Here is a 16,593-nt window from a genome sequence, read left to right as displayed (position 1 = left end):
CTGTAGGAGCGCACTTGTGCGCGACCACCCGGCAAAGCGGCCGCCCTCCAGGCGGCGGTCGCGCACAGGGTGCGCTCCTACACGGATGGAGCGACAGCTGCGCCGTCCAGATAGCCGATCTTTTTGTGCCTGGGCAGCTGCTTGATTTCCCATTCCGCGCGCGACGCTGCCGCGCGATTTTCAAAGACGCGGGAACCGATCAAGCGCAGCGGAGGGTGCGAACGCGTATAGCGCGCGCCCTTGCCGCTCACGTGCGCCTGGTAGCGCGCCTCAAGATCGTTGGTGATGCCGGCGTAGTAGGTGCCGTCACGGCATTCGATCAGGTAGAGAAGCCAGGGGCCTGTGGAGCGGGGCATGAGGTCTGCATTCGTGGGCAACGCCGGCACGTCATCCTACGTGCATGGCGCCGGGGCGGTCGAGCCCCGGCGACGCAGGGCCATCAGGTTTCGGTGGGATCCAGATGGAAGGTTTCCACCCGGCCGACGCCCGCAAGCACGTTCTGCACCTGGGGACGCGCAATCACATCGCGCCATCGCCGCAGACGTTCGGTGTCCATGGGCGTGGTGCGGATGTCGGCATATATCTGCATATCGTCGAGCGCCTGGCTTCGCCATTCCTCGTTCTTGAGGCGTTCGATCAGCAGGTCGGCCGCCTCGTCCAGATGGTTGCTCAGCAACAATGCCGCCTGCCAGGTGGTGATGGCGTCCTTGCGGTGCTCGCGCATATAGGTCAAATGCATGCTGATGGCCGCCTGGTCCTGTTGGACGATGGCCGCTTCCAGTCGCACGATCTCCAATTGCATGCGCCCATAGGGGCTCATGCTGCCCAGCTCCTGCACGGTGCTGAGTGCTTCGCCGGGACGCTTCAGGTCGGCATACAACTGGCCAAGGTTGATGATCTGGCTCACGTTCATGCCGCCGTCTTCGGGGCGGCGGGCGGCACGCTGCCACTGTTCCACCGCCTCGTCCCAACGCCCGAGTCGGGCCAGTGCACGCGAGCGTTCGTCGAGCAGCCAGATGTACTGCTTGTCGAAATCCTCGTAGGTCGCGCTGCCGTTGCCATCCTGCGTCTTGGCGATCACCGCATCGGCGAGCGCCAACACTTCGTCGTAGCTCCGAGCGCTCAGCAGCAGCGATTGCAGGCGCACCGTCGGACGAAGCTTGTGTGGAGTGGACTGCAGCTGTGCCCGCGCGCTGTCGATTTCACGGGCCAGCATGCGATCGACGTCGTAGTGCTTCTGATCGGCGCGAGTCAGCGCATCGAAGCGTTTGTCCACGCGCATGGACAGCACGGTGCGGGCCGAGTCGATGCGTGCGGCCGCTGCTGCCGCCTGCCTGGTGTGGCCATTGGCCAGCTGGAGCGTGGCGAGGTCCTGCCATAACTCGTTGGGCTCGCCGTCCGAGTCTTTCCATCGCGCATCGAATAGCGCCTGCAAATAAGCGAGTCGCTGCGAAGCATGGTTGCCATCCATCAACTCACGTTCGATGGTGATCACGGCGCGCTCGTTGATGTCACCGAGTTTGTCCGGCCATCGCTGCGCAATCGTCGTGACGCAGACGGCGCTATCGGCATAGTCCTTGAGTGCATAGGCACTGCTCAGTCGGGTGAACCAGGCCTCGCCGTCGGCTTCAGGCAGGGCGGTCGCGCGCACCAGATACCCATAGGCCTTCTTGTGCTCGCCCTGCTCCTCGGCAATGGCGCCAGCCATCAGCTGGGCGGCATAGCGAATCTTTTCCGGCAATCGCTCGAAGTCCTCTTGCTGCAGTACCTGGTCGACCGCCTGCGTGGCGGCTTTCAGATTGTTGCTGCCGATGTAGATCATGGCGACGCGCAGGTTTTCCTTCGCGGCATCGGTACTCTGGGCGGTGCTGACGGGCGGTGCCGGCGGCTTGCTGGTGGTGGATGCTGAGGCGCCACTGGCGATGGCCAGCAGCGTGCAGAAGACGGCTGTTTTGCGCATGAAGACTCCCCCCGGTGTCAACGGCAAGTGTGCCCGAAGACGAGGGACGTGGCGACTCCGCAAGAGCCGTCCTCTAAGTGCGCTGGCCACCGTCGTGGGAGGCCGCAGCCATCAAGGGGAAAGCCGGGTCCTGGCGAACAGGGCGATGATCCAGCCGAACAGCAGCATCGCCGCGAGGTTGGCCACGAAGCTGAAGACGCTGAAGTGCGGCACCTTGTGCAAGGCGGACAATGGCACGACCACGTAATTCATCACCGCAAACACCACCGCACCGTAGGCTATGCCCCAGATGGGCCACTGCCGCGTGGCGGCCACGCGGCGGCCCACGAGCAGCACGAACACGGCTGCGATCACCAGCGACATGGCCCATTGCAGCAGCATGCCCAGCGCCGCTTCCGTTGGGCCGCCTGCGAGCGCGCCCTTGCCGAGCAAGCCGGCTGCGATGTATTTGAGGATCACGACGGGGCTGAAACCGCTGATGAGCGAGGCGGCGCCGATGTCCAGCGTGCCGGCGACCAGGCCACCCCAGAGGATGGCTGCGAGCAGGGGATGACGCGAGCGAGTCATGGTGTTCTCCGTGGCGTCTGGCGCCGCTACTCTAAACGCATACAGGCCGGCGGGCGACATGACTCTTTGCAGGGTCGCCGGCCACTACCAACCGGGCGAAATCGATAGCATCGATCCATGTTGTTTTCCGACTCCACGGCAGCACCCGCCCAAACCCTGGTGGCCGATTTGCGCGACTACCCGCATTGGCGCCGGGGGCGCCTGCGCTACGGCGTCTGGATCGTTCCCGTGGTCGATACGGAACTGCTCGAGTACATCCGGGTCGCGCGCAACCAGTTGGCGGACTTGCTGCATCCGAGCCCGCGTCGACAGGCGCATCTGACGGTATTCGTCTGCGGCTTTCACGGCGAAGGAGAGCGCGACGACGATTTTCCCCTGCAACGGCTCGGGCAGCAGTTGGCTCTGCTTGAGGCAGACGCAGGTGTCGCGTGCAGCCTGCCTCTCGCAAGAGTGGACAGCTTCGCCAGCGCTGCCTTCATTCCCGTGGGCGATCCCATGGGACGACTGGCGACGTGGCGGGGTGTCCTGGGGGAATGCAGCGCCGAAATCAGGCAGTCGCCCTATGTCGCGCACATCACCCTGGGTTTGTATCGCCGCTGCGTATCTGTGGCTGAACTGCGGCAACGGCTGGATGATGTCGCGGCGCCACCTCCCTCGCTGCAGGCCAGCGAGCTCCAGTACGTCACCTACGACGCTCGCGATCAACTTGGGCCATTGCAATGCGTTCGCCGTGTTGCGCTCGAAGATGCACAGGAACCCGCCCGCAGCGCGCAATAGAAAAGCGCGGCACGACGATCGCCGTGCCGCGCCTCGTTGGTGCAGCGGTGGATCAGCTATGCGCGCTTGAAGAAGCCCCAGCCGGTACGCTCTTGCTCGCCTTGCCGCCCTTGTGAGGGCCGGCGCCCTTCGGGCCGCCGCCCGGGTTGCGATACATCGCATCGGCAATCTGCTTTTGCTCAGGCGAGAGCGCGCTATACAGATCGCTGAAGGAGGAAGAGAGCTTCTTCATATTGTCCGCATGCGTCTCGGTGAGATCGGCATAGGACTTCATGGCGTCGGCAGCGCTCATGGTCGGCAGCTTCTGCGCGCGTTCGCGGAACGCCTCGTCGGCCTTGCGTGCGTTGTCGCGCATGGTCTGCGCGAAGGCGTCCCAGGGCTTGGCCTGCTGGTCGGTGATCTTCAGTTGCGCGTGCAGGTCAGCGATGCGCCGCTCGACCGCATCAGCGTGTTTCTGCCCATGGTCCTGCGCACCCGGCGGCGTGGCCGTGGGCAATTTCTGCGCGGCAGGCGCGGTGGTTGGTGCGGCTTGTTGCGCCCATGCGGGAGCGGCCACCAGCGCAAAGGACACCAGCGCCGGCAGGGTCAAACTGCGAAGAGTGGTTTTCATCGTCGGAGTTCCTGTGCAGTGGATGGCGGCAGCGTTCTAGTAGCCGTCGTTGTAATAGACGACACCCGGCGGCGGCGGTGGCGGCGGCGAGGTGTAAATCACCGTCGGCGGCGGCTGCGGCGTATTGGCGTTGGAGATCGCTACGCCTGCGGCCACGCCGAGCAGGGCGCCGGCAACCACGGCTCCGCCATTGTCGTAATGGTCGTAGTGGTCATGGTGATAGTCGTAGTGATTGTCGTAATGACTGTGATAATCGTGGTGGTCGTAATGCGGCAGCGGGCCATGGTGGTACTGCGCCAGCGCCGGCAGCGGCAGCGCCATCCAGGCCACAGCCATCGCGGCGGCGGCAAGCTTGTGATGTAGTGCGATGGACGAGTGGTGTTTCATCTACGTTCCCTCCGGCCGTGCGGCGGTGGTGTCGCACGTGGGAAGCGTAGGTCTGGCCATGTGCACGCCAGCACAATACGTCACCGCATTTTCATACGACTTTGGGAACGGTTTGCCTATGTCGCTGCCGCGTGACATTTGCGTTGTCACGACAGCGACGAGGACGCCGCAACGTCCTCGCCGGTGTTGATGCTAGCGCGTGGAAACGAAGTCGATCTTCTCCAGGCCTGCACGTTTGGCCGCCGAGATCACGCTGGCCACGGACTGATAGGGCGCACCATCGGCGGGATCAAGCTGCAGCCGCGGCGGTTCGCCCTGGTGCGCGGCGATCGCCAGTTGCGATGACAGCATCGCGGCATCGATCGGCACATCGTTCCAGGTCATCGAGCCGTCCACCTGGATCGACAACCGTACCGCTTCGGACGTCGCGGCGTGGTTGCTGCGGCCCGGCTGCGGCAGGTCGAGTTTCAACTTGTGGGTGAGTACGGGCGAGGTGATCATCGTGATGACCAGCAGCACCAGCAGCACATCCACCAGTGGCGTCACGTTGATCTGGGCGAGCGGAGCATCGGAAACACGTGCAGAGAAAGCCATACTTCCTCCTTAACCGCGTGAATGGCATCGATGTGGGACGCCGGATCTGGGGATGAGCCGGCGGGACCAGATTACTCCCGACGGCCGGGTGTCGCGCAAGTAGGGCCGTCGTGTGCGGTATCGTGTACCGCTAGCCCCACGTCGTGTCTGCATGAACCGCTCATCTTCTGATCACCAGCCTGACCTGCTGGGTGGCCACACCCCGCCGCAAGTCCACCGCCTGTTCTTCGCCCTGATGCCGGACACTGCCGTGGCTCAACGCATCGAGGCCGCTGCCTCTCGCGTGGCTGCCGAGCAGCATCTGCATGCACGCATGATCCGCTCGTCGCGCTATCACGCCACGCTGCATTTCCTTGGCGATCACCCAATGTTGCGCGAAGACATCGCCAAGGCGGCGATGGCGGCCGCGGCCAAGGTGCGGGCCCAGCCCTTTGAGCTGGTGCTGGATTCGGCGGCGGCCTTCCATGGTCGCGAACCACCTTGCGTGCTGCGCTGCTCGCACATGCCCGAAGGCCTGCAGCGACTGTGGAATGACCTCCAACAGACGTTGTCGCTGGCCGGCCTGGGGCGACACCTGTCGCGCCAGTTCACCCCGCATGTGACCTTTGCCTATAGCCGGGGCCGCCTGCCAGAGCCCATGGCGATCGCGCCGATCAGCTGGCGCGTGGAAGGTTTTTCGTTGGTGCACAGTGTCGTTGGCGGCGGCGACTACCGGATCTTGGACGCCTGGCGGTTCCAGGCACCGTAGCCCACGGGGCCATGGCGCGCCGCAGGATGCCGTGCGGCCGGGTAACACGACATACTCACGGCTCCTTCCGACGCCGGTGAGTTGCCCATGTTGAAACCCTTGCTCGCTACTGTGCTGACCTGCTCGGTCGCGCTTCCCGTCATGGCTGCCGCGCCGAACGCCAACCAGGCGCAGGCGCGCGACATCTTCAGTCACCTCATCGCGTTCAAGACGGAGATCGGGCAGGGGCAGGTGCCGGTGATGGCGAACTACCTCGCCGATCAGTTCCGCGCCGCCGGTTTCCCCGATGCGGATATCCATATCATTCCGCACGGCGAGACGGCGGCGATGGTGGTGCGTTATCGCGGCAACGGCACCGGCGGCAAGCCCATCGCGCTGATGGCGCATATGGACGTGGTCACCGCCAAGCCGGAAGACTGGCAGCGCGACCCGTTCAAGCTGATCGAAGAAAACGGTTATTTCTACGGGCGCGGCACCGAAGACATCAAGAGCGGCGTCACCGTGCTTGCGGCGAACTTCATCCAGCTCAAGAAGGCCGGCTTCGTGCCCACGCGCGACCTCATCATCGTCTACACGGGCGATGAGGAAACCTCGCAGGACACCATGGACGACCTGGTGAAGAACCATCGCGACCTGGTCGATGCGGAGTTCGCACTCAATACGGATGCCGGCGGCGGCGAGCTCGGTGAAGACGGCAAGCCGCTGGTGTTCGGCCTGCAAACCGCTGAAAAAGCCTATGCGGATTTCGAACTCACCACGCGCAACGCAGGCGGTCACAGTTCGCTGCCGCGTGCCGACAACGCCATCTATGAACTGGCGGACGCGCTGAAGAAAGTGCAGGGCTATCAGTTTCCGGTGATGTGGAACGACACGACCATCGCTTCGTTCAAGGCACTCGGGGCGACCACGCAAGGCAAAGTGGGGCAGGCCATGCGCGACTTCGCCAAGGACCCGCATGACGCCAACGCAGCGAGCGTGCTGGCGGCCGATCCTGCTGAAGTGGGCAAGACGCGGACCACCTGCGTCGCCACCATGCTGCGCGGTGGTCACGCCGATAATGCTTTGCCGCAATCGGCCACCGCCAATATCAACTGCCGCATCTTCCCTGGCGTGTCCATCGAGACGGTGCGCAAGACGCTGGCCGATCAGGTGGGTTCCAAGGTAGAGGTCAACCTGATCGGCAAGGCGGTTTCCAGCGATGCCTCGCCGCTGCGTCCGGATGTGGTTGCGGCCGTGACCAAGGCGGTGCATGCCATTCGTCCGGGCGTGGCGATCACGCCGGTGCAGGAATCGGGCGCCACCGATGGCATCTACTTCCGCGCAGCAGGCATCCCGACCTATGGCGTGAACGGCATGTTCATGAAGAACAGCGACGCGTTCGCGCATGGCCTCAACGAGCGCGTGCCGGTGAAGTCGTTCTATGACGACGTGACCTATTGGCACGTGCTGCTCACCACGTTGGCGGGTCCGGCGGTCGGCAAATAACGCGACCTGGGACCGTGCCGAAACTCCTGCAGCGGTTTATGCTGAGGGGGCGCAAACTAGCGCCCCCAATACCCAACTGAAAACGGAGTTCGTCATGCGTCCGACCGTCCTTGCAGTGCTGGTAGCTCTTGCTTTCCCTGTCACCGCGGCGCTGGCGACCCCGCCGGCGCCAGCCGAGGTCCCCTCGTACGTCACCGCCGCGGTCAACGATCCCGCGCGCAAGGACGACACCGTCAACGATGATCGCCGCAAGATCGCCGATCTGATGGCCTTCGCCGAGGTCAAGCCGGGCCAGTCGGTCGTCGACCTGATTCCCGGCAGCGGTTACTTCACGCGCGTGTTCAGCGGCGTGGTCGGCCCCCAGGGCAAGGTCTTCGCCGTGTGGCCCAACGAATACGGCAAGGAAGCGCAGTCGGATGTGCAGGCTTCCAAAGCGCTGGTAGCCAACCCGCATTACGCCAATGTCGGTGTACTGATGGTGCCGGCCAAGGAGTTCAAGACGCCGGTCAAGGTTGACCTCGTCTTCACGTCGCAGAACTACCACGACTACCCGGACAAGTTCATGGGCAACGTCGATCCGGTGACCTTCGACAAGCAGGTGTTCGATTCGCTCAAGCCCGGCGGCCTGTTCGTGGTGGTCGATCACGTTGCCGAAGCCGGTTCGGGGATGCGCGACACCGACACCTTGCATCGCATCGATCCGGCCATCGTCAAGAAGCAGGTCGAGTCCGTGGGCTTTGTGTTCGACGGCGAAAGCGACGTGCTGCGCAATCCCAAAGACCCGCACAACATCAAGGTATTCGACAAGTCGATCCGTGGTCATACCGACCAGTTCGTCTATCGTTTCCGCAAGCCCGGCTGACTCTGAGCGGTACTTACGATTTGACTGATTTACAGCAAACCACCGTAACGGAGGGTGCCAGCGCGCCCTCCGTCGATCCACCGCCCACCCCGCCGCAACGCCCCGACGACGAAGACTGCTGCGGCCAGGGCTGCGTGCCGTGCATCTTCGATTTCTACGATGAAGCCATGGGCAAGTACCGCGAGGCCCTGACCGCGTGGAAAGAGCGGCATCCGCTGCATTCGCCCGACTGATTGTCGCGGTACCGCGAGGCCGTACTGTTGTGGGAGCGCACCCTGTGCGCGACTGCCTCAGTGTTGATCATTCGCCTGGCGATGATCGACGGGCGGGGGCGCTGATAGGTTGCTGTCGCGCACAGGGTGCGCTCCCACAGGGGGGCGTTCTACACTTGGCGCCTGCTTTTCAGGACCATCCGATGCCTTTCCCGTCGTTGCGAACCCTTGCCTGCGGGCTGCTGTTGCTGAGCGCCCACGCCGCCTTCGCCCAGACGCCGCACACCGTGCAGCTGCAAGACCTCACCTGGACCGAAATTCGCGACCAGGTCCAGGCCGGCAAGACCACCATCATCATTCCCATCGGCGGCACCGAGCAGAGTGGTCCGTACATCGCCGTGGGCAAGCACAATGCACGCGCAGCTTTCCTCTCGCAGAAGATCGCCGAACGCCTGGGCAATGCGCTGGTGGCGCCCGTGGTGACCTACGTGCCCGAAGGTGGCACCGCGCCACCCAGTTCGCATATGCGTTTCCCCGGCACCATCACCATCCCCGATGCCGTGTTCGAGCAGATGCTGGAATCGGCCGCGCAAAGCTTTGCCGTGCATGGCTTCCGCAACATCGTCCTGCTGGGCGACCACGGCGGCTATCTGAAGGATCTGGACCGCGTCGCCGCCAAGTTGAACAAAACCTGGGGCGGCAAGGCGCGCGTCATCGTGCCGCCGGAGTACTACGCCACCTCATCGGAGGGTTTCAACCAGATCCTTCGCCAGCACGGCATCAAGGATGACGAGATCGGCACGCACGCCGGTTTGGCCGATACGTCCCTGCAGCTTGCCGTGGCCCCGCAGATGGTGCGCCTTGGCCAGTTGCAGGATGGCCCCAAGCTGGGCGCCGCCGATGGCGTGTATGGCGGCGACCCGCGCCGCTCCGCGGCTGACCTCGGTCAGCTGGGCGTGAATGCTATTGTGGTAAATACAGTGAATGCCCTGCGTCGCGACACGCAGGCGCACTGACCTCCCCGAATCACCCGACCTAAGTTGTGAGCCATGGCCATCGCTAAATCCCTGCGTTCCTCCCGTCTGCTCCGCCTGGCACCGTTTGCGCTTGCCGCTGCGTGCCTGGCCGGCACTGCCCTGGCGGCTTCGTCCGTCACCACCGTCCCTGGCATGCCGCCGGTGGTGAACGCCGCCAACATGTACAGCGAAGCGGGGCTCAATCACCTCAGCGCCGCCGTGAAGAACGACCCGGCGCGCATCTACGTGCCCAACCTGCGTTCGAACGATGTCTACGTGATCGATCCGGCCACCTACAAGGTGGTGGACAAGTTCAAGGTGGGCGAGGGCCCGCAGCACGTCGTGCCGTCGTGGGATCTGCGCACGCTGTGGGTCACCAACAATGCCGAGCGCAAGAAGACCGGCAGCCTTACGCCGATCGACGCGGCTACCGGCAAGCCGGGCACGGCCGTGCCAGTGGACGATCCGTACAACATGTACTTCACGCCGGACGGCAAGGAAGCCATCGTCGTTGCCGAAGCGTTCGCGCGCCTGGATTTCCGCGATGCTCACAGCATGAAGGAACATTCCAGCCTCAGCGCGCCGGACTGCAAGGGCATCAACCACGCCGACTTCGCCATCGACGGCAGCTATGCCATCTTCACCTGCGAGTTCACCGGCAAGCTGGTGAAGATCGACATGGTCAACCGCAAGGTGCTCGGTTACCTGGACCTGTCCAAGAAGGGCATGCCGCAGGACATCCGCTCGTCCCCGGACGGCAAGACCTTCTACGTCGCCGACATGATGGCCGATGGCGTGTACCTGATCGACGGCGCCAGCTTCAAGCAGGTGGGCTTCGTCAAGACCGGCGTGGGCACGCATGGCCTGTACCCGAGCCGCGACGGCACCAAGCTGTATGTCGCCAACCGCGGCTCCAACAAGGTGCACGGTCCGCGCGGCGGCAAGGGCAGCGTGTCGGTGATCGACTTCGCCTCGCAGAAGGTGGTGGCCAACTGGCCGATCCCCGGTGGCGGCAGCCCGGACATGGGCAATGTGAGCGCCGATGGCAAGACGCTGTGGCTGTCGGGTCGCTTCGACGACGAGGTCTATGCGATCGACACCGCCACGGGCCAGATCCGCAAGATCAAGGTGGGCCAGGAGCCGCACGGTCTCGCCGTATGGCCGCAGCCGGGCCGTTACTCGCTGGGCCACACGGGCATCATGCGCTGAGCATGAGCGCGCTGGCATAGGCGCGCGATCCCGCTGCCGTCCTTCAACCGCAGCGGGAGTCGATTGACCGCGCGGACGTCGATGCTGCGTTCCACACCTGTCTCCCGTCGTTGTTGACCGCACCGGCCTGAAAAAAAGTCAGGCCGGTGCGAGCACTTGCGTCAAACACGGCGAGTTTCCAACTGTCATGCGGCTGTTATCGCCTTTTCTGAATGCCACTGTTAAATTGTGACGTAGAGCACGTTTTGGCATGCGATTCAGGGAGTGGGCATGAAGGGGAAGCAGTGGCTCGAACGGCTTTTATGCCGTGTTTTCAAGCATCAATGGGCTCGGCCGGAACCCGGTCGCCGCGAATGCAGCCGCTGCGGTCGCGTCGAGGAGCGCAACTGGCGAATGGGCTGAGACGTCGGTCGGCCTCACTGGCAATTGGGGACAGCGTCCCCAATATCGGGGCTTCCCGCATGAGGAAGCCCCATGATTCCGTTCTCCGTCCTCGATCTGGCACCGGTCACCGAAGGCAGCGATACCACCCAGGCCTTCGCCAACACGCTGGATCTGGCCCGTCGCGCCGAGGCGCTTGGCTACCACCGCTATTGGCTGGCCGAGCACCACAACATGCCAGGCATCGCCAGCGCGGCCACCGCCGTGCTGATCGGTCACGTGGCGGGTGGGACCTCGACCATACGTGTTGGCGCGGGCGGCATCATGTTGCCCAACCATGCGCCGCTCCAGGTGGCTGAGCAGTTCGGCACCTTGGCGTCGCTCTATCCGGGACGCATCGATCTTGGCTTGGGACGCGCGCCTGGAACCGATCACGCGACTGCACGTGCACTGCGCCGTTACTTCGATAGCGCCGAGCAGTTCCCGCAGGACGTGGCTGAATTGCTGGCGTATTTCGAGCCGGCGACACCCCATCAACCCGTGCGCGCCGTGCCCGGTGCCGGCATCAATGTGCCGGTGTGGCTGCTGGGCTCGAGCTTGTTCAGCGCCCGCCTGTCGGCTGCGATGGGTTTGCCGTTCGCCTTCGCCTCGCACTTTGCGCCGGACGCGATGGACGATGCGCTGGCCCTGTATCGCCGCGATTTCCGTCCCTCGGCGCGCCTGGCCGCGCCGTACGCGATGCTCGGCGTGAATATCGTCGCGGCGGAAAGCGACCAGGAAGCGAAGCGCCTGTTCACTACCCAGCAGCAGAGTTTCGTCAACCTGCGTCGTGGCCGCCCGGGCCTGATCCCGCCGCCGATCGACAATATCGAAGACTTCTGGACGCCCACCGAAAAATTCGGCGTGGAGCATGCGCTCGCTTGCGCGGTGATCGGCAGCGCCGAGACGGTGAAGCAGGGCATCGAATCGTTTGTCGAACGCCATCGCCCGGACGAGCTGATGATCACCGCGAACGTGTTCGATCACGAGGCGCGTTGTCGCTCGTACGCCATCGTGGCCGATGTAAAGCAGCGTCTGTCGAGCTGACGCCGCCGATCAGGCCGGCGCGAAACTCCTGCGCAGATCCTGCTGGCAACGCGCCAGCAGCTGCGCGGGAAACGCGGCCACCGGGTCCTCGCTGTAACCAGCCTCGCTGTCGAGCAGGCCTTGTTCGGCGAGGAGCTGGTTCATGGCCAGGCGCTGGGAGACGTAGAGCACGCGACTCATTGGCAGCGTGAGCGCGGCATGGCCGTGCTCGCAATGTTCCACCAGCGCTTCCTGCACGGGCGGCGGCAGATCCCAATGCTGGCCTGCCTGCACGGTGAGTTCGGCGGCGAGCTGCACGCAGCCATCGATGAAGGCCGTTGAGCTGGCGGGCAGTTCGCTGTTCTGCAATTCCTTATCCAGCAAACGCGCCACGGCGCCCAGGCCGCTATAGCCGACCAGGGCCACCAGATAGGCTTCGAACGCGTCGCACTGGCCCTTGCTGAGATACACCGCCGCGTGCGCGCAGCGTTCGGCGTGATCCCATAGACGCTGGCCCACGATCTGCCCGTTGGCACCGGCGCTGGCCATCAGGATGGGCTTCATCACGTAAGACGTCACCACGTGGCGCAAGCCGATCTGGCCGAGCAGCACCACCGCGTGTTGCAGGCTGCCCACCGGATGGGCGGTGCGATAGGTGACGCTGCCGGTGACGCGCATGACTTCGCCCACCAGCACCGGATCGCGTTTGATCAGGTCGGCCAGCTGGGCGCCGCTGAGTTTGTCGTTCTTCATCGCGCGCATCAGCTGCGGCAGCACCGTTGGCATGCGCGGCAGACTGCGTACGTCGAAGCGGCCGTTCTCGCACTGGTCCTTCAGGCGCTGGAGAACGGCCTGTTCGCGCGGCTTGTTGGCGCTGTCGCCGGCGTTGACCGGCTGGTTGAGGATGAAGCGGAAAAAACGCTCGGCGAGCTCATCGCCCGAGACCATCCCGTGGGGCAGGCTGGTTTCCACCGGGAGTTCCGGCTCGGGCGCAGCCGGCCGCGTCGCTGCTGGTTCTGCCGCGCGCTCACGCCCGAATACCCGCCACCAGTTCCCCATCATCGTGCTGCCAGCTCCCCTGTGTGGCCCCCGCTACGCTGGGGGTATCGGCAGCTGGCGGAAAAAATGTAGTGCGACTGTGCCGCGCTGCGACGCTCTGCTCAGTTATCGGCAGCTGGGGGCAAATGCTTGATCCATGCCGCCGCCCCGAGTCCGGCGCGGCGGCCGCTGGCAAAGCAGGCCGTGAGCAGGTAGCCGCCGGTGGGCGCCTCCCAGTCTAGCATTTCGCCGGCACAGAACACGCCGGGCAGGGCGGCGAGCATCAGTTGCGGGTCCAGCGCTTCCAGCCGCACGCCGCCGCCGCTGCTGATGGCTTCTTCGATGGGACGGGCGCGGGTGAGTCGCAGCGGCAGGCGCTTGATGCGGCGGGCCAGCGTGTCGACATCGTGGAATTGCTGCCGGTCGAGCACCTCGTGCAGCAGCGCGGCCTTCACCCCGGTGAGCCCGGTCTGGCGACGCAAGTGGTCGCTCATGGAGTGTTTGCCGCGCGGCTTGGCCAGATCGGCGCGCAGGCGATCGAGCGTGCGATCGGGTGCAAGATCGAGTTCGATGGTGATGGGGCCGTGCGCGGCGATGGCGTCGCGGATCAAGGCGGAAAAAGCATAGATCAGGCTGCCTTCGATGCCGTGGGCGGTGATCACGCATTCGCCCTGGCGCGCGTGCTCGCGGCCATGCTCATCGCGCAGATGGATCACTACCGGCTTGAGCGGTGCGCCGGCATGACGACCGGCGATATGTTCGCTCCAGGCGATATCGAAGCCGCAGTTGGAAGGCACCAAGGGCGATACATCGACACCGCGGGCAAGCAACGGCGACTGCCATGCACCCTCCGAACCCAGTTCCGGCCAGCTGCCGCCGCCCATGGCAAGCACCGCTGCATCGGCGCGCACCGCATGTTCGCCATCGGGCGTGGCGAAGCGCAGCAAGCCGTCATCCGTCCAGCCCAGCCATCGGTGGTGCACATGAAAGCGCACGCCATCCTCGCGCAGGCGGCGTACCCAGCCGCGCAGCAGAGGTGCGGCTTTCAGATCGCTGGGAAACACGCGACCGGACGTGCCAACAAAGGTCTCCACGCCCAGCTGGCGTGCCCAGGCGCGCAAGTCGTCCGCATCGAAATCCTCAAGCCATGCCCCCACTTCGCGCGCACGCTTGCCGTAGCGCTGCACGAAATCCGGCTTGGCTTCGCCGTGCGTGAGGTTCATGCCGCCCTTGCCGGCGATGAGGAACTTGCGTCCCACCGAGCCCTTGGCGTCGAACACATCCACCGCCACGCCCGCCGCATGCGCCGCTTCCGCCGCCATCAGGCCGGCAGGGCCTCCGCCGATGACGGCGAGGCGAACGTGGGTAGGCGTGCTGGACATGGCGGCGCGGATGATGGGTGGCCGGGCATTGTACAGACACACAAGTCCCGCCCCTGTGGGAGCGCACCCTGTGCGCGACCGGCCTCGCCTCAGGGCAAGGTTGAGTCGCGCACAGGGTGCGCTCCCACAAAAGACGTCACGCGCTTAGCTGTTCGGGCCCAGCAACGGCCTCAACAGATCCAGCGGCAGCGGAAACACAATAGTCGAGGCCTTGCCGCTGTTGGACATGTCCGACATGGTCTGCATGTAGCGCAGCTGCAGCGCCTGCGGTTGCTGCGAAAGCATCGCCGCGGCATCGCGCAGTTTTTCGGCAGCCTGCAATTCGCCCTCTGCGTGGATCACCTTGGCGCGGCGCTCGCGTTCCGCTTCCGCCTGGCGGGCAATCGCGCGAACCATGGTCTCGTTGAGATCCACATCCTTGATTTCGACATTGCTGACCTTGATGCCCCAGGGATCGGTGGCTTCGTCCAGGATCTGCTGCAGGCTGTGGTTGATCGAATCACGCTGCGAGAGGATGTCGTCCAGCTCGTGCTGGCCCAGCACCGAGCGCAGACGCGTCTGCGCCAGCTGGCTGGTGGCCTGGAAGAAATCCGCCACCTGCAGCATCGCCTTGTCCGGTTCCACCACGCGGAAGTACACCACTGCATTGACACGCACCGAGACGTTGTCGCGGGAGATCACGTCCTGCGGCGGCACGTCCATCACGGTGACGCGCAAATCCACCCGCATCATGCGCTGGACGATGGGAATCAGGATCACCAGTCCCGGTCCCTTGGTGCCGGTGTAGCGGCCCAGCGTGAGCACTACACCGCGTTGGTATTCGGGCAGCACCTTGATCGAAAGGAACAGCATCGCCACAGCCCAGATCACGATCACGCCGACGAAACCAAACATGAGCCTCTCCTTTGTTGCCGATGTCAGGCGCGGGTGATGCGCAACAGCAAGCCGTCGCGCCCCACCACGCGGATACGTGAGCCGGCCGGCAGCGGGGCGTCGCCATGCACGCGCCATTGCTCGCCGCCGATGCGCGCCCAGCCATCGCCTGCCGCGTCGAGCGGCTCGGTCAATTCGCCGGTGCTGAGCAGCATTCGTTCGTCGCCATTGAACTTGCGCGTGTGGCGGGCGCGCGCGACGAGGCGCAACAAGAGCGCCAGCACCACCACGCCAGCCAGCGCCATGCCGGCGATCACGCCCAGGTTCACGGCGTAACCGGGCACACCGGCATCGAACAGCATGATCGAGCCGATGACGAAGGAGAGCACGCCGCCGATGCCGATGGCGCCCACCGATGGCATCAAGGCTTCCGCCAGCACCAGGCATACGCCGAGCATCATCAGGGCGAGTCCGGCGTAGTTCACCGGCAATAGCTGCAAGGCATACAACCCGACCAGCAGGCAGATGGCCCCGGCCACGCCCGGCAGCAGCACGCCCGGATGGAAGGCCTCGAGCACCAAGCCATAGATGCCGGCGAGCAGCAGCAGATAGGCGATGGTGGGATGGGTGACCAGCCCCAACAGATGCGTGCGCCAGTTCGGCGCATAGTCGCGCAAGGGCAGCCCCGCCAGATGCAGCGTGACATCCTGGCCATCGACGTGCACGCGACGCCCTTCGAGGCGCGCGAGCAGCGATGAAGCATCGGGCGCCACCAGATCCACCACATGCTTCTGCAGGGCTTCGTCGGCGGTCAGCGTGGCCGCGCCTTGCACGGCCTTGCTGGCCCAGTCGGCATTACGGCCGTTGAGCTGCGCCAGCGATCGGATGAAGGCATTGGCGTCGTTGATCACCTTGTTGGATTCCGCATCGGCGCCCGTCAGTGGCGCTGCGTCCGGTGCGGATGTCGCCGGCGACGGCAGCGGAAGCTTGCCGCTGCCGTCCAGCGATACCGGCGTGGCCGCACCCAGATGCGTGCCGGGCGCCATCGCGGCGATGGGGCAGGCATAGAGGATATAGGTGCCTGCCGATGCGGCGCGGGCACCGCCCGGTGCCACGTAACCAATTACCGGAAGAGGGGAGGCAAGAATGCTGGCGACGATCTGCCGCATCGAATCGGACAGGCCACCCGGGGTGTCCAGTTGCATCAGCACTGCCGTTGCGCCGTCGCGCCTGGCGTGTTGAAGAGAGGTGTCTACGTATTCCGCGGCGGCGGGGCCGATCGGGCCGTTGAGTTCGATGCGCGCCACGAAACCGTCGGAACGCGCCGAGCCACCGGCGGCATCGCCGGCAAGCGTGGTTGAGGCCAGCATCGCGGCACATAGCACACTGGCCGCTGTCTTCAGCCATGGTGTCACGCACGGTCTCCC

18 protein-coding genes are annotated in these 16,593 nt (G+C 64.8%); 8 read left to right on the top strand and 10 right to left on the bottom strand.

The window, feature by feature from the left end; all coding sequences use genetic code 11:
• Window positions 1-77: 77 nt before the first annotated feature.
• The 3 genes from AC1DE1_RS11075 to AC1DE1_RS11065 form a co-directional block, all read right to left on the bottom strand.
• On the bottom strand, window positions 78-356 hold the full coding sequence (locus AC1DE1_RS11075) for a GIY-YIG nuclease family protein (RefSeq protein WP_477176097.1): 279 nt from the start codon (window positions 354-356) through the stop codon (window positions 78-80).
• A gap of 83 nt (window positions 357-439) precedes the next feature.
• Window positions 440-1,960, bottom strand: a complete 1,521-nt coding sequence (locus tag AC1DE1_RS11070) for a tetratricopeptide repeat protein (RefSeq protein ID WP_477176098.1) — start codon at window positions 1,958-1,960, stop codon at window positions 440-442.
• A 111-nt stretch (window positions 1,961-2,071) separates the two neighbouring features.
• On the bottom strand, window positions 2,072-2,527 hold the full coding sequence (locus AC1DE1_RS11065) for a hypothetical protein (RefSeq protein ID WP_477176099.1): 456 nt from the start codon (window positions 2,525-2,527) through the stop codon (window positions 2,072-2,074).
• A 159-nt stretch (window positions 2,528-2,686) separates the two neighbouring features.
• Here AC1DE1_RS11065 and AC1DE1_RS11060 point away from each other — a divergent pair, with 159 nt between their 5' ends.
• On the top strand, window positions 2,687-3,304 hold the full coding sequence (locus AC1DE1_RS11060; protein ID WP_477176100.1) for a 2'-5' RNA ligase family protein: 618 nt from the start codon (window positions 2,687-2,689) through the stop codon (window positions 3,302-3,304).
• Window positions 3,305-3,356: 52 nt separating this feature from the next.
• On the opposite strand, the gene AC1DE1_RS11055 is transcribed toward AC1DE1_RS11060, so the two are convergent.
• The 3 genes from AC1DE1_RS11055 to AC1DE1_RS11045 all read right to left on the bottom strand — a co-directional run bounded on the left by AC1DE1_RS11055 (window position 3,357) and on the right by AC1DE1_RS11045 (window position 4,895).
• Window positions 3,357-3,914, bottom strand: coding sequence for a Spy/CpxP family protein refolding chaperone (locus AC1DE1_RS11055; protein WP_477176101.1), 558 nt, complete (start codon window positions 3,912-3,914; stop codon window positions 3,357-3,359).
• A 36-nt stretch (window positions 3,915-3,950) separates the two neighbouring features.
• Window positions 3,951-4,301, bottom strand: a complete 351-nt coding sequence (locus AC1DE1_RS11050) for a hypothetical protein (RefSeq protein WP_477179082.1) — start codon at window positions 4,299-4,301, stop codon at window positions 3,951-3,953.
• Window positions 4,302-4,493: 192 nt separating this feature from the next.
• On the bottom strand, window positions 4,494-4,895 hold the full coding sequence (locus tag AC1DE1_RS11045) for an ExbD/TolR family protein (protein ID WP_441604214.1): 402 nt from the start codon (window positions 4,893-4,895) through the stop codon (window positions 4,494-4,496).
• Window positions 4,896-5,046: 151 nt separating this feature from the next.
• On the opposite strand from AC1DE1_RS11045, the gene thpR reads away from it, so the two are divergent.
• The 7 genes from thpR to AC1DE1_RS11010 all read left to right on the top strand — a co-directional run bounded on the left by thpR (window position 5,047) and on the right by AC1DE1_RS11010 (window position 11,894).
• Window positions 5,047-5,643 (top strand): RNA 2',3'-cyclic phosphodiesterase, encoded by a 597-nt coding sequence (thpR, locus tag AC1DE1_RS11040; RefSeq protein ID WP_477176102.1) that lies wholly within the window; start codon window positions 5,047-5,049, stop codon window positions 5,641-5,643.
• Window positions 5,644-5,730: 87 nt separating this feature from the next.
• On the top strand, window positions 5,731-7,128 hold the full coding sequence (locus AC1DE1_RS11035) for a M20/M25/M40 family metallo-hydrolase (RefSeq protein WP_477176103.1): 1,398 nt from the start codon (window positions 5,731-5,733) through the stop codon (window positions 7,126-7,128).
• A gap of 94 nt (window positions 7,129-7,222) precedes the next feature.
• Window positions 7,223-7,990 carry a class I SAM-dependent methyltransferase gene (locus AC1DE1_RS11030; protein WP_441604211.1) on the top strand — a complete coding sequence of 256 codons (768 nt, stop codon included), beginning with the start codon at window positions 7,223-7,225 and terminating at the stop codon, window positions 7,988-7,990.
• Window positions 7,991-8,010: 20 nt separating this feature from the next.
• Window positions 8,011-8,223 (top strand): oxidoreductase-like domain-containing protein, encoded by a 213-nt coding sequence (locus tag AC1DE1_RS11025; RefSeq protein ID WP_477176104.1) that lies wholly within the window; start codon window positions 8,011-8,013, stop codon window positions 8,221-8,223.
• A 182-nt stretch (window positions 8,224-8,405) separates the two neighbouring features.
• A complete protein-coding gene (locus AC1DE1_RS11020) occupies window positions 8,406-9,218 on the top strand; it encodes a creatininase family protein (RefSeq protein WP_477176105.1) in 813 nt (270 codons plus the stop codon).
• 33 nt (window positions 9,219-9,251) lie between these two features.
• Window positions 9,252-10,427 (top strand): YncE family protein, encoded by a 1,176-nt coding sequence (locus AC1DE1_RS11015; RefSeq protein ID WP_477176106.1) that lies wholly within the window; start codon window positions 9,252-9,254, stop codon window positions 10,425-10,427.
• Window positions 10,428-10,901: 474 nt separating this feature from the next.
• Window positions 10,902-11,894, top strand: coding sequence for an LLM class flavin-dependent oxidoreductase (locus AC1DE1_RS11010; protein WP_441604207.1), 993 nt, complete (start codon window positions 10,902-10,904; stop codon window positions 11,892-11,894).
• A gap of 9 nt (window positions 11,895-11,903) precedes the next feature.
• Here the strand turns inward: AC1DE1_RS11010 and AC1DE1_RS11005 are convergent, their stop codons facing one another.
• The 4 genes from AC1DE1_RS11005 to AC1DE1_RS10990 form a co-directional block, all read right to left on the bottom strand.
• On the bottom strand, window positions 11,904-12,845 hold the full coding sequence (locus AC1DE1_RS11005; RefSeq protein ID WP_441604206.1) for an HDOD domain-containing protein: 942 nt from the start codon (window positions 12,843-12,845) through the stop codon (window positions 11,904-11,906).
• Between the two features lie 188 nt (window positions 12,846-13,033).
• Entirely contained in the window at window positions 13,034-14,293 is a 1,260-nt protein-coding gene (locus AC1DE1_RS11000) for a TIGR03862 family flavoprotein (protein ID WP_477179081.1), read from the bottom strand.
• Between the two features lie 144 nt (window positions 14,294-14,437).
• A complete protein-coding gene (locus AC1DE1_RS10995) occupies window positions 14,438-15,187 on the bottom strand; it encodes a slipin family protein (protein ID WP_477176108.1) in 750 nt (249 codons plus the stop codon).
• 23 nt (window positions 15,188-15,210) lie between these two features.
• The gene (locus tag AC1DE1_RS10990) at window positions 15,211-16,581 is read right to left on the bottom strand and encodes an NfeD family protein (protein WP_441604203.1); all 1,371 of its coding nucleotides are present in this window, start codon (window positions 16,579-16,581) and stop codon (window positions 15,211-15,213) included.
• Between the last annotated feature and the right edge of the window lie 12 nt (window positions 16,582-16,593).

Source organism: Dyella sp. 05T440 (assembly GCF_056395965.1).
The sequence above is the reverse complement of the archived record's forward strand: the minus strand, read 5'-3'. Positions and strand labels throughout refer to the sequence as shown.

Coding starts and splice junctions, on each gene's coding strand:
- thpR (WP_477176102.1), top strand. CDS start 5,047: ATGAACCGCTCATCTTCTGATCACCAGCCTGACCTGCTGGGTGGCCAC.
- AC1DE1_RS11030 (WP_441604211.1), top strand. CDS start 7,223: ATGCGTCCGACCGTCCTTGCAGTGCTGGTAGCTCTTGCTTTCCCTGTC.
- AC1DE1_RS11045 (WP_441604214.1), bottom strand. CDS start 4,895: ATGGCTTTCTCTGCACGTGTTTCCGATGCTCCGCTCGCCCAGATCAAC.
- AC1DE1_RS11075 (WP_477176097.1), bottom strand. CDS start 356: ATGCCCCGCTCCACAGGCCCCTGGCTTCTCTACCTGATCGAATGCCGT.
- AC1DE1_RS11010 (WP_441604207.1), top strand. CDS start 10,902: ATGATTCCGTTCTCCGTCCTCGATCTGGCACCGGTCACCGAAGGCAGC.
- AC1DE1_RS11020 (WP_477176105.1), top strand. CDS start 8,406: ATGCCTTTCCCGTCGTTGCGAACCCTTGCCTGCGGGCTGCTGTTGCTG.
- AC1DE1_RS11035 (WP_477176103.1), top strand. CDS start 5,731: ATGTTGAAACCCTTGCTCGCTACTGTGCTGACCTGCTCGGTCGCGCTT.
- AC1DE1_RS11065 (WP_477176099.1), bottom strand. CDS start 2,527: ATGACTCGCTCGCGTCATCCCCTGCTCGCAGCCATCCTCTGGGGTGGC.
- AC1DE1_RS11000 (WP_477179081.1), bottom strand. CDS start 14,293: ATGTCCAGCACGCCTACCCACGTTCGCCTCGCCGTCATCGGCGGAGGC.
- AC1DE1_RS11070 (WP_477176098.1), bottom strand. CDS start 1,960: ATGCGCAAAACAGCCGTCTTCTGCACGCTGCTGGCCATCGCCAGTGGC.
- AC1DE1_RS11015 (WP_477176106.1), top strand. CDS start 9,252: ATGGCCATCGCTAAATCCCTGCGTTCCTCCCGTCTGCTCCGCCTGGCA.
- AC1DE1_RS11050 (WP_477179082.1), bottom strand. CDS start 4,301: ATGAAACACCACTCGTCCATCGCACTACATCACAAGCTTGCCGCCGCC.
- AC1DE1_RS10995 (WP_477176108.1), bottom strand. CDS start 15,187: ATGTTTGGTTTCGTCGGCGTGATCGTGATCTGGGCTGTGGCGATGCTG.
- AC1DE1_RS11055 (WP_477176101.1), bottom strand. CDS start 3,914: ATGAAAACCACTCTTCGCAGTTTGACCCTGCCGGCGCTGGTGTCCTTT.